Genomic DNA, 23,855 nt, shown 5'->3' on the forward strand with positions numbered 1-23,855 from the left:
GTGGCGATCGTCGGAGTAGGCATCGATCTCGTCTCCATCCCGGATTTCGCCGAGCAGGTCGACCAGCCGGGCACTGTCTTCGCCGAGACGTTCACCCCGGGTGAGCGCCGCGACGCCTCGGACAAGAGTTCGTCGGCGGCGCGTCACCTGGCGGCTCGGTGGGCGGCCAAGGAGGCGGTGATCAAGGCATGGTCAGGGTCTCGCTTCGCGCAGCGGCCCGTGCTGCCCGAGGACATCCACCGCGACATCGAGGTGGTCACCGATATGTGGGGGCGGCCGCGGGTGCGGTTGAGCGGCGACATCGCCAAACACCTGGCCGATGTAATCATTCACGTGTCGTTGACGCACGAGGGGGACATCGCTGCCGCCGTGGCGATCCTGGAGACGACGTAGGCTCCTCCCTCTGTCTTTGAGTGTGGGTCCTCTGGGCGAATTCACGCCGGTCTTCGTACCTAGCCCCCACGCTCGACGGCGCGTGCGTAGGAGGAAGACATGAGCGATCTGGTTGACCGCGTCCGCGAGGTGCTCCCGTCGGTGCGGCGCGACCTGGAAGACCTGGTGCGCATCGAATCGGTGTGGGCCGATCCCGGCCGACGCTCCGAGGTGCACCGCAGCGCCCAGGCGGTGGCAGATCTGTTGTCACAGGCCGGTTTCGGCGACGTGCAGATCGTTAGCGAGGGGGGAGCGCCCGCGGTCATCGCGCGCCATCCCGCGCCGCCCGGCGCGCCGACCGTGCTGCTGTATGCCCATCACGACGTGCAGCCCGAGGGCGACCGCGGCCAGTGGACGTCGCCGCCGTTCGAGCCCACCGAACGTGACGGGCGGCTCTACGGCCGCGGCAGCGCCGACGACAAGGCCGGTATCGCAACGCATTTGGCGGCCTTTCGGGCACATGGCGGCCGGCCGCCCGTCGGCGTGACGGTGTTCGTCGAGGGCGAAGAGGAATCCGGTTCGCCCTCGCTCGCCCGATTGCTTGCGGCCCACCGCGACACGTTGGCCGCCGACGTGATCGTCATCGCCGACTCGGACAACTGGAGCGCCGACACCCCGGCGCTGACGGTGTCGCTGCGGGGTCTGGTCGACTGCGTGGTCGAGGTCGCCACGCTCGACCACGGGCTGCACTCCGGCCTGTGGGGCGGGGTGGTGCCCGACGCGCTCAGCGTCCTGGTGCGGTTGCTGGCCAGCCTGCACGACGACGACGGCAACGTGGCCGTGGCGGGCCTGCACGAAACCGACACCGCCGCGCTGAACTACCCCGACTACCCGGCCGAGCGGGTCCGCACCGACTCCGGCCTGCTCGACGGCGTGTCCGAGATCGGGTCGGGCTCGGTGCCGCAACGGCTGTGGGCCAAACCCGCGATCACGGTGATCGGCATCGACACCACCCCCATCGAGAAGGCGTCGAACACGCTGATCCCGCGGGCGCGGGCCAAGATCAGCATGCGGGTGGCTCCCGGCGGCGACGCCGCCGCGCACCTGGACGCCCTGACCGCCCATTTGCAAAGCCACGCACCGTGGGGCGCCCACGTCAGCGTCACCCGCGGCGACCTCGGCGAGCCCTACGCCATCGAGGCCAGCGGCGACGTCTACGACGCGGCCCGCGCGGCGTTCCGGCGGGCGTGGGGGGCCGAGCCCATCGACATGGGCATGGGCGGCTCCATCCCGTTCATCGCGGAATTCGCCGCCGCCTTCCCGCAGGCAAAGATCCTCGTCACCGGCGTGGAAGACCCGGGTACCCAGGCGCACAGCATCAACGAGAGCCTGCACCTGGGGGTGCTGGAACGCGCCGCGATCAGCGAGGCGCTGCTGCTGGCCAATCTGGCCTGAGAGCGCGGCTGAGCGGGAAACTCGCCTGCCCGAATGCTTAACGAGACCGATAGTCTCGTCGCATACTGCTTCTACAGGCAGCAGCCACTCGTCCGCAGGAGACGCCACCGTGAGTACGGAAGACACCCTCACCGGCATCACGCGCACCAAGGCCGGCAAGACCCACCGTTACCACTTCGATCGCCACACCCCGGAGTACCGCGAGCGGTTCACCGCAATCACCGAGGAGATGCACGCCAAGTGCCCGGTGGCGTGGACCGACACCTACGACGGGCATTGGGTGGCGGCGGGCAGCCGGGAGGTCTTCGAGCTCGCGCGATGCCCGCACGTGTCCAACGACCACGACGTCACCGGCGAAGGCACCGGCTACAAGGGCATCACCATTCCCACGATTCCGCAGGCCACCGGCGTGCGTGGCGGCATGCTCGAGATGGATGAACCCGAGCACTCCGCCTACCGCAGCATCCTCAACCCCTACCTGTCGCCGGCGGCCATCAAACGCTGGAAGCCATTCGTCGACGAGATCGTGCGGGCCAGCATCGACGAGAAGATCGAAACCGGGCGGATCGACTTCGTCGACGATCTCGCGAACGTCGTGCCGGCCGTCCTGACGCTGGCCCTGATGGGCGTTCCGCTGAAGAAGTGGCAACTCTATTGCGAGCCGGCCCACGCCAACGTCTACACGCCCGCCGATTCCCCAGACGCCCCAAGGGTTTTGGAGCAGACGATGGCGATGGGCGCGGACCTGTTCAACCACCTGCTCGAGATCCGCGAGCACCCGCGCCCCGGCATCGTGGACGCGCTGGCACGACTGCGGATCGACGGCGAACCCGCCCCCGACGCCGAACTGCTCGGAATGCTCGGCCTGATCATCGGCGGAGGTTTCGACACGACGACGGCGCTGACCGCGCACGCGCTCGAATGGCTCGGCGAAAATCCCGAGCAGCGCGAACTGCTGAGGCGGGAATCGGACACGTTGCTCGCCTCGGCGACCGAGGAATTCCTGCGTTTCTTCACGCCCGCGCCGGGGGACGGCCGCACGATCGCCGCCGATCTCGAGATCGCGGGCACGCAGTTCAAGGAGGGCGATCGCCTGTGGCTGTCCTGGGCGATGGCCAACCGCGATCCCGCGGTGTTCCCCGATCCGAATCGATTGGACCTCGCTCGAAAGAACAACCGGCACTTCAGCTTTGGTCTAGGCATCCACCGCTGCATCGGCTCGAATGTCGCGCGGGTGGTGTTCAAGTCGATGCTCACGGCGGTCCTCGACCGGATGCCCGACTACCGCTGCGACCCCGAAGGCACCGTGCACTATCCGACCATCGGCGTGATCCAGGGCATGCAGCACCTTCCGGCGACCTTCACCCCCGGCAGGCGGCTTGGCCCGGGGATCGACGAGACGCTGGAGAAGCTGCAGCGGGTGTGCGACGAACAGGGGATCGCGCGGCCGATCACCGAGTACGCCGAGGCCGCCGTCATCAGCGACTGACTAGACCGAATGGTGGCGACCCGCTGCGCCCGGCTTCGCCGCGCTTGCGAGTAGTGGCGAGAACCGCCCAAACCGTGGTTCGCGGCTACAAGATCGCCTGATGCTGACTGAGTGACCTACGGGGGCGGTTCCGTATAACGCCCCCTTCGGGCACCGGGGACGACCTATGACAGGTCGTTGGCTAGGCCGCCACGAGCTGGTGCGCCTTGGCGCTGGCAGTGGCCTGCCAATAGCGGCTGCCGACAACCCGCTGTACTAGGCCCTTGCCAGACAGGTAGTTCAGGCTGGCGCTGACTGCGTGGGGGTTCGTTTGGAGCTTCTCGGCAATCTGGTTTCGCGTCATCAAGCCCCGCTTAACGAGAAGCATTGCAATCGGGAGGTGTTTGGCCAGCACCTCGATCGGATCGAACTCCCGAACCGGATGGCGCTTAATCGGCTCGACAACGGCGGGTTTGTCGGAGGCTTCAACTTGGGTGGCGGCGAACTCGTAGGTTGGGTCCGGCTCACCGCATACCACGCAGGTACCCTCTCGGTCACTGTCGGGACCGTAGACCCGAGGATGCATGCACGCCGCGGCTTCCTCGTCTTCCTCCTCCTGCGACTCGTCTTCGTCCTCATAAGTCACGCCCATCTGCGAGTCGATGAAGTCGATGAACGCCAGAAGTTGACGTCGGTCTTCGAGCCATTCGTCGATTGAGGTGCTCAGCTTTACCTCGAGCGTGAGATCAATCATTGCTTCTCACTTGGCCTTTCACTGCACTAGATAATTCAACACAACGGCTTCTGGAAGTGGTGTCGCCGTTGTGGTTCACTCTACGCCCAAAAACCACGTTGCGACCATGACAGCCTGCCCAACCATGCACCCTTGAACTGAGCATTTTGTGTCTCAGCCGGACCCGACCCAGAGGTCGAGACGGACACGGGAGGACCGGCGGACACCCGTCAAAGCGCCCAGGGCGGGTGCAGCGGAGGCCGGGGCCCGCTGGGACTGCCAGGGACAGGGAGGTGCATGGGTAAGGGCAGGGATGCGGGTATGGCAATGACACCGGGGAGGCGTGTCCCCGGGGTAGCGGGTGCAGAGGTAGGTGGGGTGCAGAGCGCTGGGCAGGTCCCCCCCCAGCACTGGTGGCGCACACCAGCATCCATGCCAGGCACGTCACCGCCAGGTAGGCGCAGGTCTCCGCGCCACCCCAGGGGGTATCCCCTGCACGCCTCCGTTTGACCGGACGGGAATGCGTCCGGGAGATCCGATGAGCAAAGCGTTTCCCGCTTTTTCAGAGCCAGTAAGTTCGCCTCTTCGAGGGCCTAAACCATGGGATATTCATGCCTACACCAGCAGGTTTAGGGTCTGCCGGCGGCAAGCTGTGGCGGTGAACGGTCGAGGTGTTTGGCATCACCGACCCAGCCGCACAAAGTCCAGATTCTTACTCCAGCGTGCCGGGGTGGCCGATGTCGTGGCTGAGCTGGACGAGGCTGCGGCGAGGACCCGCTGATGGTTAAGGGCTCGATGGGCCAGCAGGTGGTTAGTCAGTTCATCGCAAAAACCAGGGCGCAGCGTGCCCTGTTGGCCCAGTTGCTTGCCCGGCTGGACCTACCAGACACTGAGGACGGGTCAGAAGCCAAGGCCGAGAAAGTATCTCGGAGCCGACGGCGGGCTGCGAAGGGTGGCCAGTCGTGACGATAAGACATGACAGTAAGTGGCGCAACGAACCCTCGGCGTTCACCGTGGTCGACTGGTTCCCCACCGGCTACGTGAGAACTTGCCAGGCGAACACCCTGTTTCCACGGGGAACGATTGGAACGGCGGAAGTTAAGTCCAATCAATTGGTAGGTGCGGGGGGAGTCCGCAACGAACCCCGCCCCACACCGACCGCTACTACTTCTTGTTGTTGTCGCCCCTGGCTGCTTGATCCAGCGCGGCCTTGACGATCGCGGCGAAAGTGCCGACGACCCCAAGAACCACGCCGGCTGCCAGCAGGGCCTTCTTTTCGTTTTCTTCTTCTGCGGCGCTCATCGCGCCTCCTTTCTCATTCCGTGCCGCAAATACGAAATGAGGCCACCGGGAGCCGGAAACGCAGCAATTTGCGTTTCGGCCGCTGCTTCGGTGTACGGTGACGGTTGTGTAAGCACGTCGCGAACCCTCAGCCCGGTGGGCTCAAACCCCTCGGCTGAGGGGCTCGCTTTGCGGACGCTCCAAACACTACCCCTGGGGTACGACAAGCAACGGCAACACAACAACTTGTGTTTGCGTGTTTCCAGAAATTCCCACCTTGAAAGGCGTGTCGGTCCAACACGCTCGGCGTGTCGCAACGCATAATGCGCGGTCCTGCACCGAATGCAGCGTCGATTCGGAACTGGCCCGTACGAGTGCTTTACCCCGTGGTCTGGTTGATGATCTGTTGGATCTTCGATGCCGTATGTGCGGCCTTCACGTTGTACTGCGCGACGGCGATCTTGCCCTTCTCGTCGACCACGAACGTCGAGCGGATGACGCCCGTGACGGTCTTGCCGTACATCTGCTTTTCGCCGTAGGCGCCATACGCCGTCAGCACTTTGCGGTCGGGATCGGACAGCAGCGGGAACGTCAGCCCCTCCGCGTCACGGAATTTGGCGAGCTTCTCCGGCTTGTCGGGGGAGATGCCGATGACGTCGAGGCCGGCGCCGTTGAGCTCGGCCAGGCTGTCCCGAAAGTCGCACGCCTGCTTGGTGCACCCGGGAGTCGACGCGGCCGGATAGAAGTAGACGATGACCCGGCGCCCCTTGTAGTCGGCCAGCGACACCTTGTTGCCGTCGGCGTCGGGCAGGTTGAAGGAGGGCGCTTTGTCGCCGGGTGCAAGCCGCGTGGTCTCGGTCAAGGTGGGGCCCTTTCTGTTCACCGGAGCGTCGGGGTTACCGCCAGCTGATCTAGGGTAGTTCGGGCAGGTGCATGTGCCGGATAGTGGGCGACTTGGAGGACACAGTGGCGGACCGCGACCCCGAAGCCATCAAGCGAGACATCGACGTCGCCCGTGACCAGCTGGCGGCCACCGTCGACTCCCTCGCCGAGCGGGCGAACCCGCGTCGCCTCGCCGACGACCTCAAGGCCCGGGTGATCGGGTTCGTGCAGAAGCCCGTGGTGCTGGCGTCGCTGGCCGGGGTCGGGGCGTTGGTCGTGGTCGTGGCGGTGCGCCGAGTCAGGAACCGCTGACGCGGTCGCTCTGGACGTACACCGGAATGTCGTCGGCCCAGGGCTGATTCACCACCATGTCGGCGACCTCGCAGTAGCCGCGTTCGAATTCCCCGGTCGCCGCGTCGACCAGCCGGTATTCCTGCCGTTGCCGGTGGATGGGCTGGGCGTCGAGGATCACGACCCGCACCTCGCCGGGCTCGAACCCACACCGCTGCTGCAGCGCCTCGATGAGGCACTCGTTGTGCATGTGCCCGTCGCCGAAGTTCCAGCCGAGAACCATTGAGCACAGGACTTCACCCTCGCACAGGTTGTAGTCGTCCTCGTCGTAGTCGGCCATCGCCCGGTGCGCCAGGGTGAGCAGCGCGCGCCCGTGGGTGTTCATGCCGCGGAAGGCGAGCGCGAGGTGAAGCGGTACCAGGGTTTCCTCTTTGCTGCCGTACAACCGCTCGAGCTGCAGGTGCTGCATCGGGCCGAGCGCGCGTGAGCCGACGCGGAACTTCTCGTCGGCCGACGGCCGCACGCACCACAGGGTGGTGTCCCAGTTGCCGGCGTAGTAGCGCATGCCGGGCAGGAAGGAGACCTTGCGCGGGTAGAGGTTTCCCGCGGCGACGGTCCCGGCCATCACCCCGAACAGGATCCCGATCGGCCACGGGTGGGCGATGTCGGACAGCCCCAGGCGCGCGTGCGTGACGAACAGCCACAGCACGCCGAAGATCATGAACACGTTCCATTCCAGCGGCACGCCCATCGGAAAGGCCAGCAGGATGTTCAGGTGGAACACGATCATCACGGACGCCGCCAGCGCGGTCGGCCAGCCGCCGTGGGAGAACAACAGCACCAACGGCACCAGCCCTTCGACCGCGGTCGAGAAGTGGGCGATGAGACCCGCCAGTGCGCTGGGCCGCAAGTCGTCGGGATAGCGCTTGAACATCGACCGCTTGAGCGGTCCCGACGGGATGAACGGGTTGTTGGCCAGCATCGTCGAGATCACGAACGGGAAGTGTTTGTTGAGTTTGGATGTCGCCGCGCCGATCCAGATCACCATGAAGACGACCTTGGCACCGACGACGATGTCCGCCCCGGCGAACAGGAACGTCAGCGCCAGCGGCGCGTACACCTCGCCGCGCGCGGCCAGGAAGATCACCTTGTCGCGCAAGCTGATTAGGGCCAGGACCGTCAGGACGGCGACGGTCTGCCACCGCGGCAGCACGCCGATCGCGGTGTCCAGGGCGGGAATCGGGCCGGTGCCGTCGGACAGCAGCGCGAACACCAGCAGCGCCAGCAGGATGCCGTAGAGCAACGCGTCGACGGGAGTTCTGTTGCTGCCCTTGGTCAGTGGCACCCGGTCGGGCCAGGGCGGCAACCGGATGGTGCCGGGGCGCAGCCAGTACAGGATGGAACCCATCGGGGGGAAGTAGCGCCCGGCGAGCGGACCGAAACAGCATCCGAGGCCGACGACTTCGAACAGCATCGTGTACAGCACGGCCTTCTGGAACACGATCGGCTCCGCCCACCAGGCGCTGACCTGAGTGAAGCCGCCGATGCCGCGCGTGGACCATGCGAACAGCCAGCCTCCGAGGATGTACAGCGCGATCTTCACGCCGTACATCACGTGCATCACCAGCGGGGTGCCGAACCCGTGCTGGGCGATGTGGCGGGCCATCGGCACGATGCGTTCGGCGCGTGGTCGTGCGCTCCAGTCGGCCACGTCGACGACGGGCAGATTGGGCCGGATGAACCCCATTGCAGCTCCTTCGACGCGGCAAGACCAATCGGTGCCAGCAAGAAATTACCTGTACGAAGGGCTTTCGCGGGGGGATACGACGGCAACTGGCCGGCGGAGGTCGATCGGCCGAACCGGCTACTCCCACCCGGGCGGGTCGTTCTCGGCCATGTACGTCTCCCACGCCGCGCGCCGCATCGCCCGCGTGTGCAGGTCCTGGCAGATCGCCCGCGCTCCCGCGGCGTCGGTCGCCCGGCCGAGATCGTGGTGCACGAAGCCGTCGTCGACCCGTTCGGCGCGGAAGCCGCCCGTGGAGACTTTGTGGACGCGGTACTCGCTGCGGTCATCGATGTTGGCGTGGAAGTGGCCCTCGTGGGGTTCGACCCACTTCAGCTCGGTTTTCACAGGTCCCCTCTGGACGAACACCGTCGCAGCGATGGTAGGTCCCCCGCGGGGGCCATGAAAAGGGAGGTCCGAGACATTGGCGCCAGTGTGGAAGCAAAAGCCACCGAACGATGAACTATCGGTGAGCTGTGCGCCGTCAGGGTTTCGAACCCCGGACCCGCTGATTAAGAGTCAGCTGCTCTACCAACTGAGCTAACGGCGCTTGTGGTCGGTCAGACCGCGTAGGCGACAATAACAGGCGTCTTGCCGCGGAGTGAAATCCCGACCATTTCCCAGGATAGCGTGCCCGCGCAGCCGGTTGGGCCTTGCCGGGCTGGGCCGTCGTCAACTGTTCGCCGCGCGATCTGCATGGAAGACGAAAGGTACTGTCGCGCAGTCTCATTCACAAGACCGTGCCGCAGAAGGGCGCGCGGTCGGTGGCGAAGGCGGCGTCCAGTTCGGCCAGTGCGCCCGCTCGTGCTTCGGTGATGCGGCCGGCCCGGGCCAGCTGGGAAGCCCGGTGCGCCCCCATGTAGATGGTGGCCAGGTCGGCCAGGCCGATCTCGATGTCCGCGTTCCCGTCGTGGGGCGTGCACTTCCCGGCGCCACCGCGTGTTTGCAGCTGGAACCGTCCGCCCGCGAGCTGAAGCGGGTCGGTGACGTCGAGCACGATGTCGGTATCGGCGCTGTAGGTGCGCGCGCCCAGCACCTCGGGGACGTCGTTGATGCGCACCCACAGGAAGTCGCTCACGCCCTTGATTTCCGCGGCGCGTTGATCGGTGAGTTTGAGCGGAAGCGGATCGTCGCCCGGCACGTCGATCTCTACGCGATAGAACATCTCCAGGACCAACAGCGTCTGCAGCAGCTCGGTGTGAGCCTCCTCGGTGATAGGGCAGAAGTCCTCGACGACCACCGTGCCCAGGGGCGGGCGAAACGCATGCTGTTGCGATCCGACGACCCGATACGTCAGGAAGCCGTCAGGATGGATCGTGTAATGCAGCGCCGACCCGTTGCCCCGCTGGGTTTCCCGGTCGTCCAGGTAGTCGGCCCACCACGCGTCGTCCCGGGTGATCGCGCCATTGGTTGCGGCACACCACCGTTCGTAGAGTTCTGGCAAGTGTCGTCTCGCCTCGGCGGCGTTGACCTCGCGTGCCCGCCTGCCGCTCGGTGCGGCCCGCAACTTCGCGAAGCGGCGGTCGATCGAATAGGTGTGGCTATAGCTGGCCACCCCGGCGCCGAAGCCGTCGTACATCGCGGTCTGCGTTGGGACGCCGCACACGATCGGATAGCCGCGGTCCAACAGAATCCCGAGTCCCTTCGCGCTGAGCTGTGCCCAGAGTCCCTTGCCCTGATGCGTTGACGCGACGGCGATCATCGTCAGCCACGCGGCTCGCAGGTTGGCGCCACCCGGCACGGTGAGCTGCGCGCGGTAGATGATCGACGTTCCCACCAGAAACGGATGTTCGGGATCGGAGACGTCCTCGGCGATGAGAATGTCGTCGAGGTTGACTCGGCGTTTCCACGCTTCGAGGTCCTCCGGGCCCACCGGATCGCCGAACGTGCGGGCCTGATTTTCAAACACCGCCTGCCAGTCGTCTTCGCTTGGATGCCGAATGTTGGTGCCGTCGTCCGTCGTGTTCATTGCACATCCAATCCGCTTGTAGCCCAGGCAATCCGGCACTGCGCACACCGAATCCACGTGCTGAGTGTGCTTTTACGTTCGATACCCGAGTACCAGATGGTCAAACCTCGAGGGCCGCCGCCCGGGTGACTGCTCGATGCGAACAATCGGCGCCGGGGCGGGTCAAAAGGCGTGGTTTCGGGTAGGCGATACGCCATGCTGCAGGTAATCACCCGGCTAGCCATTGCCGCCCCGCGCCGCATCGTCGGGATCGCCTTCCTGGTGCTGGTGGGGGCCGCAGTCTTCGGGCTTCCGGTGGTCAACAGCCTTTCCGGCGGTGGCTTTCAGGACCCGACCTCGGAGTCCGCGCGGGCAACCGAGGTCCTGCGCGACAGGTTCAACCAAACCGATCAGCAGATGCTGATCGTGGTGACGGCCCCGGACGGCGTCCGCAGCGAATCGGCGCGCCGGGTCGCCACCGACATCGTCGACCAGCTGAAACGGTCGCCGTGGGTGCTCAACGTGTCGTCGGCGTGGACCATGCCGCCCGATCGCCCCCAGGCCGCGTCTCAGCTGATCAGCAAGGACAACAAATCCGGGATGATCGTCGCCGGCCTGAAAGGCGGCGAGAACGACGCGCAGAAGTACGCCAGCACGCTCACCAGCGACCTGGTGCACGACCGCGACGGCGTGACCGTGCGCGCCGGCGGCATGGCCGTGGCATACGCGCAGATCAACGGGCAGAACCAGCGGGATCTGCTGTTGATGGAGTCCATCGCGATCCCGCTGAGCTTCGCGGTCCTGGTCTGGGTGCTCGGCGGTGTGGTGGCGGCGACGCTGCCGATCGTCCTTGGCCTCTTGGCCATCGTCGGCACCATGTCGGTGCTGCGGTTGATCAGCTTCGCCACCGACGTGTCGACCTACGCCCTGGACCTGAGCATCGCCATGGGCCTGGCCCTGGCCATCGACTACAACCTGCTGATCATCACCCGCTACCGCGAGGAGCTGGCCCGGACCGAGGACCGCGACCGGGCGCTGTATCGCACCATGGCCACCGCCGGCCGGACCGTGCTGTTCTCGGCCACGACCGTCGGGCTGTCGATGGCGGTGATGGCGCTGTTCCCGATGTACTTTCTGAAATCGTCCGCCTACACCATCGTGGTCACAGCGATCATCGTGGCGATCGCCGCGGTGGTGGTCACCCCGGCGGCGATCGTGCTGCTGGGGCCCCGGCTGCACGTGCTGGACGCCCGACGGGTGCTGCACCGCATCCTGCACGGACAGCGGTCGTTTCGCGACCACGCGCACCAGCCACTCGAGGACCAGTTCTGGTACCGGTCGACCCGGTACGTGCTGCGCCACGCCATCCCGATCGGCCTGAGCGTCGTGGCGCTGCTGCTATTGCTGGGCGCGCCGTTCTTGGGGGTGAAGTGGGGCTTCCCGGACGAGCGCGTGCTGCCCGAATCCGCGTCGGCGCGCCAGGTCGCCGACATGCTGGACAACGACTTCGCGAACGGGTTCGGCACCGAGGTGTCCGTCGTCGTGCCCGACGCCCGCGGCGTGACCCTCGCCGAGCTGCAGCGGTACGCCGCAGACCTGTCGCGCGTGCCCGACGTGTCTTCGGTCAGCGCACCGGCCGGGACGTTCGCCGAGGGGAATCGGGTGGGGCCGCCCGTCGCCCCCACCGGTGTGGCCAACGGCAGCGCGTTCTTGACCGTCTCCACCACCGCGCCGCTCTATTCGCAGGCCTCGAACACCCAGCTGGACCGGTTGCATCAGGTCGCGGGGCCGGGCGGGCGCGCGGTTCAGATGACCGGGCTCGCGCAGATCAACCGCGACAGCGTCGACGCGATCACCCAGCGTCTGCCGATCGTGTTCGCCCTGATCGCCCTCATCACGTTCGCGCTGCTCTTCTTGCTGACTGGCAGCGCGGTGCTGCCGTTGCAGGCGCTGGTGTGCAACGTGTTGTCGTTGACGGCGGCGTTCGGGGCGATGGTGTGGATCTTCCAGGACGGCCATCTGGGCGCCCTGGGTACCACCCCCAACGGGACGCTGAACGCCAACATCCCCGTGCTGCTGTTCTGCATCGCCTTCGGGCTGGCCACGGATTACGAGGTCTTTCTGGTCTCGCGCATCCACGAGTACTGGCTGGCCTCGCAGGCCATGCGCGAGACGCCGCCCACCGCGGCCGAGGCGCGCGCCGCCACCGACGAGAGCGCGGCCCTGGGCATTGCCGGCATCGGCCGCGTCGTGACGACCGCCGCGGTGGTGATGTCGATTTCGTTCGCCGCGCTGATCCCGGCGCACGTGTCGTTCATGCGCATGCTGGGTCTGGGCCTCACGCTCGGCGTGCTGGTCGACGCCACCCTGGTGCGCATGGTGCTGGTTCCGGCGTTCATCCACCTGCTGGGCCGCTGGACGTGGTGGGCGCCGCGGCCGTTGGTCTCGCTGCGCGAACGGTCCGCCATCGGGGAGGACGGCGAGATCGCGGTCGGACGCGGCCGCTGGGCCCGCGACGCGCCCGACGCGGGCCGCGCACTGATCAGAAGGTGGCCCACCAAGGCCACGACCGGGCGCGGGTGACCCGACATGTGTTGTGAGGCAACGCCTTCGACCGGCACCGCGGCGCCGATCCCGGACGGGACGGAGTAATCCCCATGGGCCGAACCGATATCGCCGCCCTGCTCGCGCTGAGTTCCGCGTTGTGCGTCGCGGTCGGCGACGTCTTGCAGCAACGTGCGGCGCACTGCATCACCGACAGGGCGGTCGGTTCGGTCGAGTTGTTCGCCAATCTGCTTCGCAGCCAACGATGGTGGTGGGGCACTGTGTTGTTGGCAGCCAGCATCGGATTGCAGGCAGCGGCCCTGGCCGGCGGATCGGTTTTGCTGGTGCAGGCGCTGCTGATGTTTTCGGTGCTCTTCGCGCTGCCCATCAACGCCAGGTTCTCGCATCGCGCGGTGACCGCCGGCGAGTGGATGTGGGCCGCCTTGTTGACGGCCGGGGTAAGCGTGGTCGTCATCGTCGGCAATCCGCGGGCCGGGCATTCGGGCGCCTCGCTGGGAACCTGGGCCGCGGTGGCCGTCGTCCTGGGCCCGCTATTGGTCGGCTGTGTGCTGGCCGGACGGAGCCGCGGCGGGGCCGTGGCCGCGGTGTTCTTCGCGTTGGTGTCGGGGTCGCTGTGGGGCATCTTTGCGGTGCTCACCAAGGAGGTCGTCGCCCGGCTCGGGGACGGCCTCGGCGCGGTGATTCGGACTCCCGAGCTGTACGCCTGCATCCTGGTCGCGCTGGGCGGTGTGGCGTGGAGCCAGTCGGCGTTTCGGGCCGGGCCGCTCACGGCGTCCATGCCCACTTTGCAGATGTCACAGCCGGTGGTGGCAGCGGTGCTGGGCGTGGTCGTGCTCGGCGAGACGCTGAACACGGGTCGCGCCGGGATGATCGCCCTGGTGGCGGCCGCGTCGGTGATGACGGCGGCCATCATCAAACTCGCCCGCGTCGAGGCCGTCGCGACCCGCGACCGGGCCGAAGCGCAGCTGCAGGAAGCCCGCGCAGATGTGGTGCCGCGAGGTCACTGACCTCGCCCGAGTGACGAATTCATTGCGGCGGAGACACCGAACGGCCGCCCGCGCCGGTGCGGGCACGTCGGGTCGGCGAAACCCTTTAGAATGCGTGCAGCGAGGTCAGCGGTGACCAACTTCGAGAATTGAATGGAAGGTCACTGGATGACGCCTTTGCGTGGACGCAGATCGTGGCTGGCGGCCGCGATCGCCGCGGTTGCCGTGTTTGCCGTCGCCTGCGGTGGCAACCACGCGGCCGCGCCGGCGAAGGTGATCTTCGACAAGGGCACGCCCTTTGCCGACCTGCTGGTCCCCAAGCTCACCTCCTCGGTGACCGACGGCGCCGTCGGCGTGACGGTGGATGCGCCGGTGACGGTGAGCGTCGCCGACGGCGTGCTCGCGTCGGTCACCATGGTCAACGAAAACGGCAGGTCGATCAGCGGGAAGCTGAGCCCCGACGGGCTGCGCTGGTCCACCACCGAGCAGCTCGGCTACAACAGGCGCTACACGCTGAACGTCAAGGCGACCGGGCTGGGTGGCGCGGCCAGCAAGCAGATGACCTTCGCGACCAGCTCACCGGCCCACCTGACCATGCCGTACGTCAGTCCGGTCGACGGCGAGGTGGTGGGCATCGGCCAACCGGTGGCGATCCGCTTCGACGAGAACATCGCGGACCGGGCGGCGGCCCAGAAGGCCATCACCATCACCACGAACCCTCCGGTGGAGGGTGCGTTCTACTGGCTCAACAATCGCGAAGTACGTTGGCGCCCAGAGCATTTCTGGAAGTCGGGAACGGCCATCGACGTGGCCGTCAACACCTACGGCGTGGATCTGGGCGACGGGATGTTCGGTGAGGACAACGTCAAGACGCACTTCACCATTGGCGACGAGGTGATTTCGACCGCCGACGACACCACGAAGACCGTGACCGTGCGGGTCAACGGTGAGGTCGTCAAGACCATGCCGACGTCGATGGGCAAGGACAGCACGCCAACGGCCAACGGCATCTACATCGTTGGCGCGCGGTTCAAACACATGATCATGGATTCGTCGACCTACGGGGTTCCGGTCAACTCGCCCAACGGATATCGCACCGAAGTCGACTGGGCCACCCAGATGTCCTACAGCGGAGTCTTTGTGCACTCCGCGCCGTGGTCGGTCGGCGCCCAGGGCCACACCAACACCAGCCACGGATGCCTGAACGTCAGCCCCAGCAACGCCGAATGGTTCTACGACCACAGCAAGAGCGGTGACATCGTCGAGGTTGTGCACACGGTGGGGCCGACCTTGCCGGGCACCGAGGGGCTCGGCGACTGGAACATCCCGTGGCCGGAGTGGAAGGCGGGCAACGCCAACACCTGACCGGCTCGGTCAGTCGATCTTGTGCCAGTTTCCGCAGCTTCGGGTCATGAACGCGGTGTCGGTCGGCATGATCCGAACCACCTGGGGGCCGTCGCCGACGTTGTTGTCGATGATGTCGTTGGTGTCGAAACTGCGCAGCCTCGCCCAATAACAGCCGTATTTGCCGCCATCGGTCCGATAGGTGCCCGCCGCGATGTCCTTGTTGACGATGTAAGTGCCGTTGGCCTCGATGGACGTCTTCGGGCCCGGTGGGGGCGGCGGGGCGACGGTCTTCGTCACCGTTTTGGTCTCAGCCGGCGGCGTCGATATGACCGTCGTCGACGTGTGGCTCGAACCACCGCAGCCCGCGAGGAACAGCGCGGCGGCCGCGATGGCCGTTCGCATCATGGGCGAGGCAAGACGTTGTCGATTCACTGCATTCCACTCACCGGTGCAACAGCGGTGCGCGGAGTCGCTACCACCGTAAAAGGTCAGGGAGCGGCGATGCTCCCTGACCAATGGGGTGAGTGACGGGACTCGAACCCGCGACATTCAGGATCACAACCTGACGCTCTACCAACTGAACTACACCCACCATGGCTGTGTGCCGACCCGCAGGCCTGCACGAGCAGCGACTGTAGATACTAGCGGCTCGTCGGCGCGCTGGCCGAATCGCTTGGTCCCGGTGCGTCTCGTCCACCGTCAAGGGAGGTGACCACCGCCTCGATTTCGCTGGTAGACGGGCCCGGTGGGGAGACGAACGCGGTGCGCCGATAGAACTGCAATTCGCGGATCGACTCATGGATGTCGGCCAGTGCGCGGTGGGCGAGCCCCTTGGTGGGCTGGCCGAAGTAGATCCGCGGATACCAGCGGCGGCAGAGTTCTTTGATCGAGCTCACATCGATCATGCGGTAGTGCAGGTACGTGTCCAGCGCCGGCATGTCGCGCACGATGAACGCGCGATCGGTGGCGATCGAGTTTCCTGCCAGCGGCGCCGTCTTGGGTTGCTTGACGTGTTGGCCGATGTAGTCCAGCACCATCGCCTCGGCAGTCGCCAGGTCGACGGCGGACGCCCGCACCTCGTCGATCAACCCGGAGCGCGAATGCATTTCGGTCACCACGTCACCCATCGCCGAGAGGGCGGCGTCGTCGGCGTGGATCACCACGTCCACACCGTCGCCGAGGATGTTCAGATCGGCGTCGGTGACCAGGGCCGCGATCTCGATCAGCTTGTCCGAACCGAGATCGAGTCCGGTCATCTCGCAGTCGATCCACACCAATTCGTCACGCACAGCGCTCAGACTAGTGGCGATCGCAAGCGCGGCGGAGCCGGGCGCGGCGGGTCGCCACCATCGGACTCGTGGCGATCGCAAGCGCGGCGGAGCCGGGCGCGGCGGGTCGCCGTTGGGCCTCGCCCCCGGATCCGCCCGAGAAGTAGGGTGAGCGTTGTCGAACTGCATGCCGAATCACTGGGGAAGAGGGGGCGCAGCACGATGAGCACCGATTCAGCGGCAACGCCGGCGAGCCGGATCGCGGACGGCTACGCCGTCGACGGCCAGGCACTGGAATTGGGCACCGTCGTGGTCGACGGCGCCGCCGATCCGACGGCGCAGATCCGCATTCCGCTGGCGACCGTGAACAGGCACGGGCTGGTGGCCGGCGCCACCGGAACCGGCAAGACCAAGACGCTGCAGCTGATCGCCGAACAGCTCAGCGCCGCGGGTGTACCCGTGCTGATGGCCGACGTGAAGGGCGACCTGTCCGGGTTGTCCGCACCGGGGAAGGGCGACGACAAAACCGCCGCGCGTGCCCGCGACACGGGAGACGACTGGACTCCGACGGGCTTCCCGGTTGAGTTCCTGTCGCTGGGCACCGGTGGGCTCGGCGTGCCGGTTCGGGCCACCGTCGACAGCTTCGGCCCGGTTCTGCTGTCAAAGGTGTTGGGGCTCAACGCCACTCAAGAGTCCACCCTGGGCCTGATCTTCCACTGGGCCAAGGAATCGAATTACCAGCTGGTCACCCTGGCCAACCTGCGTGATGCCATCACTCACCTGACCAGCGACGAGGGCAAGGCCGACCTGAAATCCCTTGGCGGTGTGTCGTCCACGACGGCCGGCGTCATCCTGCGCGCGCTGGTGAACCTCGAGGGCGAGGGCGGCGACACGTTCTTCGGCGAGCCGAAGCTCGACCCGAACGACCTGCTGCGCGTCGAGGGCGGCCGCGGCATCATCTCGCTGCTGGAGTTCGGCGGACAGTCGTTGCGCCCGGTCATCTTCTCCACCTTCCTGATGTGGTTGCTGGCCGACCTGTTCACCGTCCTGGACGAGGTCGGCGACATCGACAAGCCCAAGCTGGTCTTCTTCTTCGACGAGGCGCACCTGTTGTTCGCCGATGCGTCCAAGGCCTTCCTCGAGCAGGTCGAGCAGACCGTCAAGCTGATCCGCTCGAAGGGCGTCGGGGTGTTTTTCTGCACCCAGTTGCCCACCGACCTGCCAAACGACGTGCTGTCCCAGTTGGGCGCGCGGATTCAGCACGCGCTGCGGGCGTTCACGCCCGACGACCAGAAGGCCCTGTCCAAGACCGTGCGCACCTACCCGAAAACCGATGTCTACGACCTGGAGTCGGCGTTGACGTCGCTCGGGATCGGCGAGGCCGTCGTGACCGTGCTCTCCGAGAAGGGCTCGCCCACCCCCGTCGCGTGGACCCGCATGCGGGTGCCCCGCTCGCTGATGGCGTCGATCGGCAACGAGGCCATCGGGGCCGCGGCCAAAGACAGTCCGCTGCAGGAAAAGTATGGCCACACGGCTGAGCCCCCGGCGCGACCCCAGCCGTCCCCCCAGGATCCGCAGGCGCCCCAAGCCCAGTCCGACTACCCGCCCGTCCCCTCGAACGAACCCGTCCCGCCGATGCCGGAGCCGGCGGAACCCAAGGGGGAAAAGGGGCCGTCGATGTGGGAGGAAGTGCTGCAGAACCCGACGGTGAAAAGCGGCATCAACACGGCGATACGCGAAGCGGTGAGAAGCATTTTCGGTGGCACCGGCGGTCGCCGCCGCCGGAAGTAGTGGGGTGCCTCCGTCGCCGTCGATCGCGGGCGTAACGCCACGGCGAAGAATCGCGCGCAAAACCGCCGCTGCGTTACGACCGTGAGCGGAGGGGCCGGCCCGAACCGTGAGCGGAGGGCCAGCACGACCGTGAGAGGAGGGCTGCCCAACCCGCCCCGCGCTTAGCCGCCGCCGAGCTTTTTGTAGAACGCGCCCACGATGGGCGCCACGATGGCGCGCGGGGCGTACCCGCTCGCCACCGACATGGCCTTGGACGTCAGGCCGGGAACGACGCGCATTTTGTTGCGGTCCAACGCATCCAGCGACACCCGGGCGGTGTGCTCCGTCGAGATCCACAGGAAGTCCGGCACCAGCCGCTCCACGATCGACGCTTCGGTGTCGGCGGGCAGGTCGGTGCGCACCGGGCCGGGGGCGAGCAGCGTCACGTTGACCCCCGACCCGCGCAACTCGCCGCGCAGCGATTCGGTGAAGGTATTCACGAACGCCTTGGTGGCGGCGTAGGTGGCGTTGTAGGGGATCGGCGAATTGCCCGCGGCCGAACCGGAAATGAGGATGCCCCCGGCCCTGCGTTCGACCATGCCGGGCAGCACCGCCAACGTAAGGTCATGCACCCCTAGGACATTCAGCTGCAATTGGGCCTTCTCGCCGGCCGGATCGAGCGTCGCCACCGGACCGAACGTCGCGGTGCCCGCATTGGCGCACAGGATCGAGATGGGGCGGGCGGCCAGCTCGTCGCACAGTTTCGCGCGGTCGCCCGGGTCGGCCAGGTCGGCGGGTCGCACGTCGACGGTGACGTGATACTGGTCGCTCAGGCGGGCGGCCAGATTCTTCAGCAGGTCCTCGCGTCGCGCGGTGACGATCAGATTGTGTCCGCGGGCGGCGAGTTCGGTGGCCAGCGCTTCACCGATGTTCTGCGAAGCTCCGGTGACAACTGCGCGCGCCTCGGGGCTTGGAGCGGGTACCGGCATGCGCCAATCGTAGACAGCCGACGAAAGGCGATCCGCAGCCGATCGGTGGCGCCGCTAGAGTGCCGGGCATGAGTCAGCCGGAGTTGCGTTCCGCCGCCCCCGTGCGATCTCGCGTCGTCGCGTGGGCGCTGTGGGACTGCGGCTCGACCGGCCTGAACGCGATCGTGGCCACCTTCGTCTTCGCCGTGTATCTGACCAGCAGCGTCGGGGTGGGCATCGGGGGCAGCACCACGCCGGCGAGCTGGCTGGGCCGGGCCGCGGCCATCGCCGGGCTGACCGTCGCGATATTGGCGCCCGCCGTCGGCGTGTGGGTGGAGTCACCGCATCGCAGGCGGGTCGCCCTGAGCGTGCTGACGGCCGCGGCGGTGACGCTGACCGCCTCGATGTTCTTCATCCGCGACCGGCCCGGCTACCTGTGGGCCGGCCTGGTGCTGCTGGGGGCGACGGCGGCCTGCGGCGACTTGGCCAGCGTCCCGTACAACGCCATGCTGCGCCAGCTTTCGACACCGCAGACCGCCGGCCGGATATCGGGATTCGGCTGGGCGGCGGGCTACGGCGGCAGCGTCCTGCTGTTGCTGGTGATCTACACCGGATTCATCTCGGGATCGGACTCGGGACCGGGCGCGACGCGCGGACTGCTGCGAATTCCCTTGCAGGACGGGCTTTATGTCCGCGAGGCGATGCTGGTGGCGGCGGCCTGGCTGGCGGTGTTCGCGCTGCCGTTGCTGTTCGTGGCGCAACGGCTGAGCGGGCCGGCCGAGCTGTATCAGCCCACGAGCATGCTGGGCGGTTACCGCAAGCTGTGGACCGAGGTTTCCGCGGAATGGCGCCGCGACCGCAACCTGGTGTACTTCCTGGTCGCCAGCGCGCTGTTCCGGGATGGGCTGGCGGCGATCTTCGCGTTCGGCGCGGTGCTCGGCGTCAACGTGTACGGCATCTCCCAGGCGGACGTGCTGATCTTCGGGGTGGCGGCGTGCGTCGTCGCCGCGGTGGGCGCCGTGCTGGGCGGGTTCGTCGACCACCGGGTCGGATCGAAGCCCGTCATCGTGGCCTCGCTGGCCGCGATCATCACCCTGGGACTGACCCTGATGGCGTCGGCGGGCCCGGCGGCCTTCTGGGTGTGCGGGCTGCTGCTGTGCATGTTCATCGGGCCGACGCAGTCGTCGTCGCGCGCCCTGCTGCTGCAGATGGCCAAACACGGCCGGGAAGGCGTCGCGTTCGGCCTCTACACCATGACCGGGCGGGCGGTGGCGTTCCTGGCGCCGTGGCTGTTCTCGGTGTTCGTCGACGTGTTCGGCGCCGTGCGCGCCGGCCTGGGCGGGATTTCGCTGGTCTTGATCGCCGGGTTGGTGGCGATGCTGGTGGTCCGCGTCCCGCAGCGCGGGGTCCCGGTCACCGAAGCCGTGTGACGGGTTCGCCTCGAGCGGGCCTCAGCCCCGAGCGTCGCAGATCGTCAGCCCCCCGCCGACGCGCTTGCTCACCTGAACCCCGTTGACGGTGACGGTGCAGGTGACGCTGTGCCCGATGTTGACGATCGTGACGTTGGCCGGGTGCGCGGCCGACTTCGCCAGGCTGACCTGCTTGCTCCACGGCAGCTCGACGTTGAATTCGGTCTGGATGAGGTCGCCGGTGTCGATGTACATGATGCTGATCGCGCGGCCTTCGCCCGTGACGGTGTAGACGACGTCTTGCATTGCCGCCGGACCCGTCGTCGAGGTGGGCAGCTCGGGGCCGCTCGTCGGGGGTATCGGCGCCGGGATGAGGGTCGGCGACTTACGCGCCGACGGGGTCGGGCTCTCCGGCGTCGTTTCTGGCATCGCCGGCAACGGCGGAACGGCGGTCTGGGTCTTGATCGCGTCGTTGGCGAGCGCCAGCGCAATCACCAAGGCGACGACCAGCAGCACCGCGGCACCGGCGGCGATCCACAGCCAGCGCGGCGATTTCGGCCCCTCGGGGGGTGGGGGAGCCATGCCCCGCGAGTGCGGGTCGTCCGACGGCGGCAGGTCTTGCTGCCAATACGCCGGTAACCGCTTTGTCGTGTTCGTCTCGTTGGCGGTGGCCGCCCAGGGCGGCATCGTCCCGCCATAGGTGGGCGCGTACGGCGTCTGATCGGCGTACGCGGGGTCGGCGGGCGGCGCGTACCCGCGCTGTTGCGGCCCCGGTAGCGATGGACTAAACCGCTCGGTGGGACGTGAATCGTTCATGTCCACCTCATGGCTTGCAGGGTACCTGTGCGGGGCGCTGAAGCGCTTACTCACCTTGTGGCGGGGAGCTCAGGGGCACTGGTTTCCGGCCTCGAGCGCGGCGATCGTCATCGCCCGCATGACTGCGCGCGATCGTGCGGCGCGCGCGCCCTTGCTGCGCGACGTATCGGGGGATTTCATGCTGTGCGGCGTCGAATTCAGCAGGCCGAACACGGCGTGCGCGGTCAGCCGGGCGTCGGTCTCGGCCAGCTCGGGGTTCAGTTCGCGCAGGACCCCGACCCAGACCTCGACGTATTGACGCTGCGCCTTGCGCACCTGCTTCTCGGCCGCCCCGGGCAGGTACGCCAGGTCGCGGTCCTGGATGCGGATCAGGTCGGGTTCGGTCAGGGCGAAGTCGAGGTGGAAGTCGATCAGGCCGTCCAGCGCGGCGGAAGCATCGGAGTTTCGGGCGCGCACCTGCCGGGCGCCGGCGAGCAGCCGGGTGCTGATGCCCACCAGCAATTCGACCAGAAGCGATTCCTTATTGGGGAAATGCCGGTAGATGGCGGGACCGCTGACGCCGGCCGCGGCGCCGATGTCCTCCAGTCGGACCGCGAGAAATCCGCGCTCGGCGAACAGCCGCTCGGCGGCGGACAGCAATTGTAGGCGGCGGTCGGATTTCAACTGGCTCCGACGATTTGGGGCCTCAGCGCCAGCGGCGTGGCCGTCGGAGGTAGACGTTGTCATGACGGACCTCCGTGTGGTGAATCGTCACCAACGTAGCACGAGTTATTCGCTATTAACTCGCGTTATTCGCCGGGGACGGTGCCCCCTGGACCGGCAACGCCGGCAATGGTATTCTCAGGCCCCGAGTTAATGATCATTAACTCAAAAGCTGGACCGCCCGACGGCAAGGAGGCTGCTGCGGCGATGGACAAGGTGATGACCTCGCCCGCGAAGGCTCCCGAGGCGTCGTTCGCCGATGAGCACCGCCGGCTGGTCGGCGAGCTGAACACCAGGCTGGCCGCGGCCGCGCTCGGCGGCAACGAGCGCGCGCGGGAACGCCACGTCAGCCGCGGGAAGCTGTTGCCGCGCGAACGGGTGGACCGGCTGCTCGACCCCGGCAGCCCGTTCTTGGAGCTCTCACCGCTGGCCGCCGACGGCATGTACGACGACGAATCTCCCGGCGCCGGCATCATCACCGGGATCGGCCGGGTGTCGGAGCGCGAGTGCGTGATCGTCGCCAACGACGCGACGGTCAAGGGCGGCACCTACTACCCGATGACCGTCAAGAAGCACCTGCGCGCGCAGGAGGTGGCGCTGCAGAACCGGCTGCCGTGCATCTACCTGGTGGACTCCGGCGGGGCCTTCCTGCCGCGCCAGGACGAGGTCTTTCCCGACCGCGAGCACTTCGGCCGCATCTTCTTCAACCAGGCGACCATGAGCGCCAAGGGAATTCCGCAAGTCGCCGCGGTGCTGGGTTCGTGCACCGCGGGCGGCGCCTACGTGCCGGCGATGAGCGACGAGGCCGTCATCGTGCGCGAGCAGGGCACGATCTTTTTGGGCGGCCCGCCACTGGTCAAGGCGGCGACCGGCGAGATCGTGTCGGCTGAGGAACTCGGCGGCGGCGACCTGCACTCCCGGGTGTCCGGTGTCACCGACCACCTCGCCGACGACGATGAACATGCGTTGCGGATCGTTCGCTCGATCGCGGCCACCTTCGGCCCGCGCGAGCCCAGCCCGTGGCAGGTGCGATCCCCGGTCCCGCCGCCGTGCGCGCAGACGGAGCTCTACGACGTGGTGCCGCCGGACCCGCGGGTGCCCTACGACGTGCATGAGGTCATCGTGCGCCTGGTCGACGGCGGCGAATTCAGCGAATTCAAGGCCAACTACGGCAAGACCCTGGTGACCGCGTTCGCCCACATCCACGGCCACCCGGTGGGGATCGTGGCCAACAACGGGGTGCTCTTCAGCGAATCCGCTTTGAAGGGCGCGCATTTCATCGAATTGTGCGACAAGCGCAAGATCCCGCTGCTGTTCCTGCAGAACATCGCCGGGTTCATGGTCGGCCGGGACTACGAGGCCGGCGGCATCGCCAAGCATGGCGCCAAGATGGTCACCGCCGTCGCCTGCGCCCGGGTGCCCAAACTGACCATCGTGATCGGCGGATCCTATGGGGCCGGCAACTATTCGATGTGCGGACGGGCGTACTCGCCGCGGTTCTTGTGGATGTGGCCCAACGCCCGGATCTCGGTCATGGGCGGCGAGCAGGCCGCCTCCGTGCTGGCCACCGTGCGCGGTGAGCAGCTCAGCGCGGCGGGCAAACCATGGTCGGCCGACGAGGAAGAGGCGTTCAAGGCGCCCATCCGCGGGCAGTACGAGGACCAGGGCAACCCGTACTATTCGACGGCCCGGCTGTGGGATGACGGGATCATCGACCCGGCCGACACGAGAACATTTGTCGGGCTTGCCCTTTCGGTGTGCGCCCAAGCACCGTTGGAACCCGTCTCCTACGGCGTCTTCCGGATGTGAGT

At 67.1% G+C, this 23,855-nt stretch carries 21 protein-coding genes and 2 tRNA genes; 10 read left to right on the forward strand and 13 right to left on the reverse strand.

The genetic code is table 11. The features are described from left to right. The 3 genes from acpS to OCU_RS33505 all read left to right on the forward strand — a co-directional run bounded on the left by acpS (position 1) and on the right by OCU_RS33505 (position 3,316). Positions 1-393 (forward strand): holo-ACP synthase AcpS, encoded by a 393-nt coding sequence (gene acpS / locus OCU_RS33495; protein ID WP_014379649.1) that lies wholly within the window; start codon positions 1-3, stop codon positions 391-393. A 99-nt stretch (positions 394-492) separates the two neighbouring features. Beyond that, positions 493-1,827, forward strand: coding sequence for a dipeptidase (locus tag OCU_RS33500; RefSeq protein WP_009957517.1), 1,335 nt, complete (start codon positions 493-495; stop codon positions 1,825-1,827). 109 nt (positions 1,828-1,936) lie between these two features. Continuing rightward, positions 1,937-3,316: a cytochrome P450 gene (locus tag OCU_RS33505; RefSeq protein ID WP_009957516.1), complete on the forward strand. Its 1,380-nt coding sequence runs from the start codon at positions 1,937-1,939 to the stop codon at positions 3,314-3,316. A 181-nt stretch (positions 3,317-3,497) separates the two neighbouring features. Here the strand turns inward: OCU_RS33505 and OCU_RS33510 are convergent, their stop codons facing one another. From OCU_RS33510 to bcp, 3 genes are all read right to left on the reverse strand, one after another. After that, positions 3,498-4,049 carry a MarR family transcriptional regulator gene (locus OCU_RS33510; RefSeq protein ID WP_009957514.1) on the reverse strand — a complete coding sequence of 184 codons (552 nt, stop codon included), beginning with the start codon at positions 4,047-4,049 and terminating at the stop codon, positions 3,498-3,500. A 1,143-nt stretch (positions 4,050-5,192) separates the two neighbouring features. Continuing rightward, positions 5,193-5,330, reverse strand: coding sequence for a hypothetical protein (locus tag OCU_RS51385; protein WP_009957513.1), 138 nt, complete (start codon positions 5,328-5,330; stop codon positions 5,193-5,195). Between the two features lie 358 nt (positions 5,331-5,688). Continuing rightward, entirely contained in the window at positions 5,689-6,171 is a 483-nt protein-coding gene (bcp, locus tag OCU_RS33515) for a thioredoxin-dependent thiol peroxidase (RefSeq protein ID WP_014379650.1), read from the reverse strand. Between the two features lie 104 nt (positions 6,172-6,275). Between bcp and OCU_RS33520 the strand changes: the two genes are divergently transcribed. After that, entirely contained in the window at positions 6,276-6,503 is a 228-nt protein-coding gene (locus OCU_RS33520) for a DUF3618 domain-containing protein (RefSeq protein WP_008255080.1), read from the forward strand. Here OCU_RS33520 and OCU_RS33525 read toward each other — a convergent pair. The 4 genes from OCU_RS33525 to OCU_RS33540 all read right to left on the reverse strand — a co-directional run bounded on the left by OCU_RS33525 (position 6,490) and on the right by OCU_RS33540 (position 10,234). Next, on the reverse strand, positions 6,490-8,229 hold the full coding sequence (locus tag OCU_RS33525) for a DUF3556 domain-containing protein (RefSeq protein WP_014379651.1): 1,740 nt from the start codon (positions 8,227-8,229) through the stop codon (positions 6,490-6,492). The two genes, OCU_RS33520 and OCU_RS33525, sit on opposite strands and share 14 nt — an antisense overlap. Before the next feature lie 117 nt (positions 8,230-8,346). Further along, positions 8,347-8,613 carry a hypothetical protein gene (locus tag OCU_RS33530; RefSeq protein ID WP_014379652.1) on the reverse strand — a complete coding sequence of 89 codons (267 nt, stop codon included), beginning with the start codon at positions 8,611-8,613 and terminating at the stop codon, positions 8,347-8,349. Between the two features lie 129 nt (positions 8,614-8,742). Next, positions 8,743-8,815, reverse strand: a tRNA-Lys gene (locus OCU_RS33535). Between the two features lie 180 nt (positions 8,816-8,995). Next, positions 8,996-10,234, reverse strand: a complete 1,239-nt coding sequence (locus OCU_RS33540) for a GNAT family N-acetyltransferase (protein WP_009957509.1) — start codon at positions 10,232-10,234, stop codon at positions 8,996-8,998. A 195-nt stretch (positions 10,235-10,429) separates the two neighbouring features. On the opposite strand from OCU_RS33540, the gene OCU_RS33545 reads away from it, so the two are divergent. The 3 genes from OCU_RS33545 (at position 10,430) to OCU_RS33555 (ending at position 15,129) form a co-directional block, all read left to right on the forward strand. Beyond that, entirely contained in the window at positions 10,430-12,796 is a 2,367-nt protein-coding gene (locus tag OCU_RS33545; RefSeq protein WP_009957508.1) for an MMPL family transporter, read from the forward strand. A 74-nt stretch (positions 12,797-12,870) separates the two neighbouring features. Next, positions 12,871-13,785 carry a DMT family transporter gene (locus tag OCU_RS33550; protein WP_009957507.1) on the forward strand — a complete coding sequence of 305 codons (915 nt, stop codon included), beginning with the start codon at positions 12,871-12,873 and terminating at the stop codon, positions 13,783-13,785. A 132-nt stretch (positions 13,786-13,917) separates the two neighbouring features. Then, complete coding sequence (locus OCU_RS33555) at positions 13,918-15,129, forward strand: L,D-transpeptidase (protein WP_009957506.1); 1,212 nt, start codon at positions 13,918-13,920, stop codon at positions 15,127-15,129. A gap of 9 nt (positions 15,130-15,138) precedes the next feature. On the opposite strand, the gene OCU_RS33560 is transcribed toward OCU_RS33555, so the two are convergent. The 3 genes from OCU_RS33560 to orn all read right to left on the reverse strand — a co-directional run bounded on the left by OCU_RS33560 (position 15,139) and on the right by orn (position 16,400). Next, a complete protein-coding gene (locus OCU_RS33560; RefSeq protein ID WP_009957505.1) occupies positions 15,139-15,516 on the reverse strand; it encodes a hypothetical protein in 378 nt (125 codons plus the stop codon). Between the two features lie 111 nt (positions 15,517-15,627). Further along, positions 15,628-15,703, reverse strand: a tRNA-His gene (locus OCU_RS33565). Positions 15,704-15,752: 49 nt separating this feature from the next. Continuing rightward, the gene (orn, locus tag OCU_RS33570) at positions 15,753-16,400 is read right to left on the reverse strand and encodes an oligoribonuclease (protein ID WP_008255097.1); all 648 of its coding nucleotides are present in this window, start codon (positions 16,398-16,400) and stop codon (positions 15,753-15,755) included. Positions 16,401-16,601: 201 nt separating this feature from the next. Here orn and OCU_RS33575 point away from each other — a divergent pair, with 201 nt between their 5' ends. Continuing rightward, positions 16,602-18,170, forward strand: coding sequence for a helicase HerA-like domain-containing protein (locus tag OCU_RS33575; RefSeq protein WP_009957504.1), 1,569 nt, complete (start codon positions 16,602-16,604; stop codon positions 18,168-18,170). A gap of 161 nt (positions 18,171-18,331) precedes the next feature. Here the strand turns inward: OCU_RS33575 and cmrA are convergent, their stop codons facing one another. Then, positions 18,332-19,138: a mycolate reductase gene (gene cmrA / locus OCU_RS33580; RefSeq protein ID WP_009957503.1), complete on the reverse strand. Its 807-nt coding sequence runs from the start codon at positions 19,136-19,138 to the stop codon at positions 18,332-18,334. Positions 19,139-19,206: 68 nt separating this feature from the next. On the opposite strand from cmrA, the gene OCU_RS33585 reads away from it, so the two are divergent. Next, positions 19,207-20,547, forward strand: a complete 1,341-nt coding sequence (locus OCU_RS33585) for an MFS transporter (protein ID WP_009957502.1) — start codon at positions 19,207-19,209, stop codon at positions 20,545-20,547. Between the two features lie 21 nt (positions 20,548-20,568). Here OCU_RS33585 and OCU_RS33590 read toward each other — a convergent pair whose 3' ends face one another. Beyond that, on the reverse strand, positions 20,569-21,348 hold the full coding sequence (locus tag OCU_RS33590; RefSeq protein ID WP_014379654.1) for an MmpS family transport accessory protein: 780 nt from the start codon (positions 21,346-21,348) through the stop codon (positions 20,569-20,571). A gap of 63 nt (positions 21,349-21,411) precedes the next feature. Beyond that, positions 21,412-22,068 carry an SACE_7040 family transcriptional regulator gene (locus OCU_RS33595; protein ID WP_009957499.1) on the reverse strand — a complete coding sequence of 219 codons (657 nt, stop codon included), beginning with the start codon at positions 22,066-22,068 and terminating at the stop codon, positions 21,412-21,414. A gap of 195 nt (positions 22,069-22,263) precedes the next feature. On the opposite strand from OCU_RS33595, the gene OCU_RS33600 reads away from it, so the two are divergent. Then, positions 22,264-23,853 (forward strand): carboxyl transferase domain-containing protein, encoded by a 1,590-nt coding sequence (locus OCU_RS33600; RefSeq protein ID WP_029385536.1) that lies wholly within the window; start codon positions 22,264-22,266, stop codon positions 23,851-23,853. The last annotated feature ends 2 nt before the right edge of the window (positions 23,854-23,855 follow it).

The sequence above is a fragment of the Mycobacterium intracellulare ATCC 13950 genome (genome assembly GCF_000277125.1).
GTDB classification, from domain to species: domain Bacteria; phylum Actinomycetota; class Actinomycetes; order Mycobacteriales; family Mycobacteriaceae; genus Mycobacterium; species Mycobacterium intracellulare.

Coding starts and splice junctions, on each gene's coding strand:
- OCU_RS33500 (WP_009957517.1), top strand. CDS start 493: ATGAGCGATCTGGTTGACCGCGTCCGCGAGGTGCTCCCGTCGGTGCGG.
- OCU_RS33510 (WP_009957514.1), bottom strand. CDS start 4,049: ATGATTGATCTCACGCTCGAGGTAAAGCTGAGCACCTCAATCGACGAA.
- OCU_RS51385 (WP_009957513.1), bottom strand. CDS start 5,330: ATGAGCGCCGCAGAAGAAGAAAACGAAAAGAAGGCCCTGCTGGCAGCC.
- OCU_RS33525 (WP_014379651.1), bottom strand. CDS start 8,229: ATGGGGTTCATCCGGCCCAATCTGCCCGTCGTCGACGTGGCCGACTGG.
- OCU_RS33540 (WP_009957509.1), bottom strand. CDS start 10,234: ATGAACACGACGGACGACGGCACCAACATTCGGCATCCAAGCGAAGAC.
- OCU_RS33545 (WP_009957508.1), top strand. CDS start 10,430: ATGCTGCAGGTAATCACCCGGCTAGCCATTGCCGCCCCGCGCCGCATC.
- OCU_RS33550 (WP_009957507.1), top strand. CDS start 12,871: ATGGGCCGAACCGATATCGCCGCCCTGCTCGCGCTGAGTTCCGCGTTG.
- OCU_RS33555 (WP_009957506.1), top strand. CDS start 13,918: ATGGAAGGTCACTGGATGACGCCTTTGCGTGGACGCAGATCGTGGCTG.
- OCU_RS33560 (WP_009957505.1), bottom strand. CDS start 15,516: ATGATGCGAACGGCCATCGCGGCCGCCGCGCTGTTCCTCGCGGGCTGC.
- OCU_RS33575 (WP_009957504.1), top strand. CDS start 16,602: ATGAGCACCGATTCAGCGGCAACGCCGGCGAGCCGGATCGCGGACGGC.
- cmrA (WP_009957503.1), bottom strand. CDS start 19,138: ATGCCGGTACCCGCTCCAAGCCCCGAGGCGCGCGCAGTTGTCACCGGA.
- OCU_RS33585 (WP_009957502.1), top strand. CDS start 19,207: ATGAGTCAGCCGGAGTTGCGTTCCGCCGCCCCCGTGCGATCTCGCGTC.
- OCU_RS33595 (WP_009957499.1), bottom strand. CDS start 22,068: ATGACAACGTCTACCTCCGACGGCCACGCCGCTGGCGCTGAGGCCCCA.
- OCU_RS33600 (WP_029385536.1), top strand. CDS start 22,264: ATGACCTCGCCCGCGAAGGCTCCCGAGGCGTCGTTCGCCGATGAGCAC.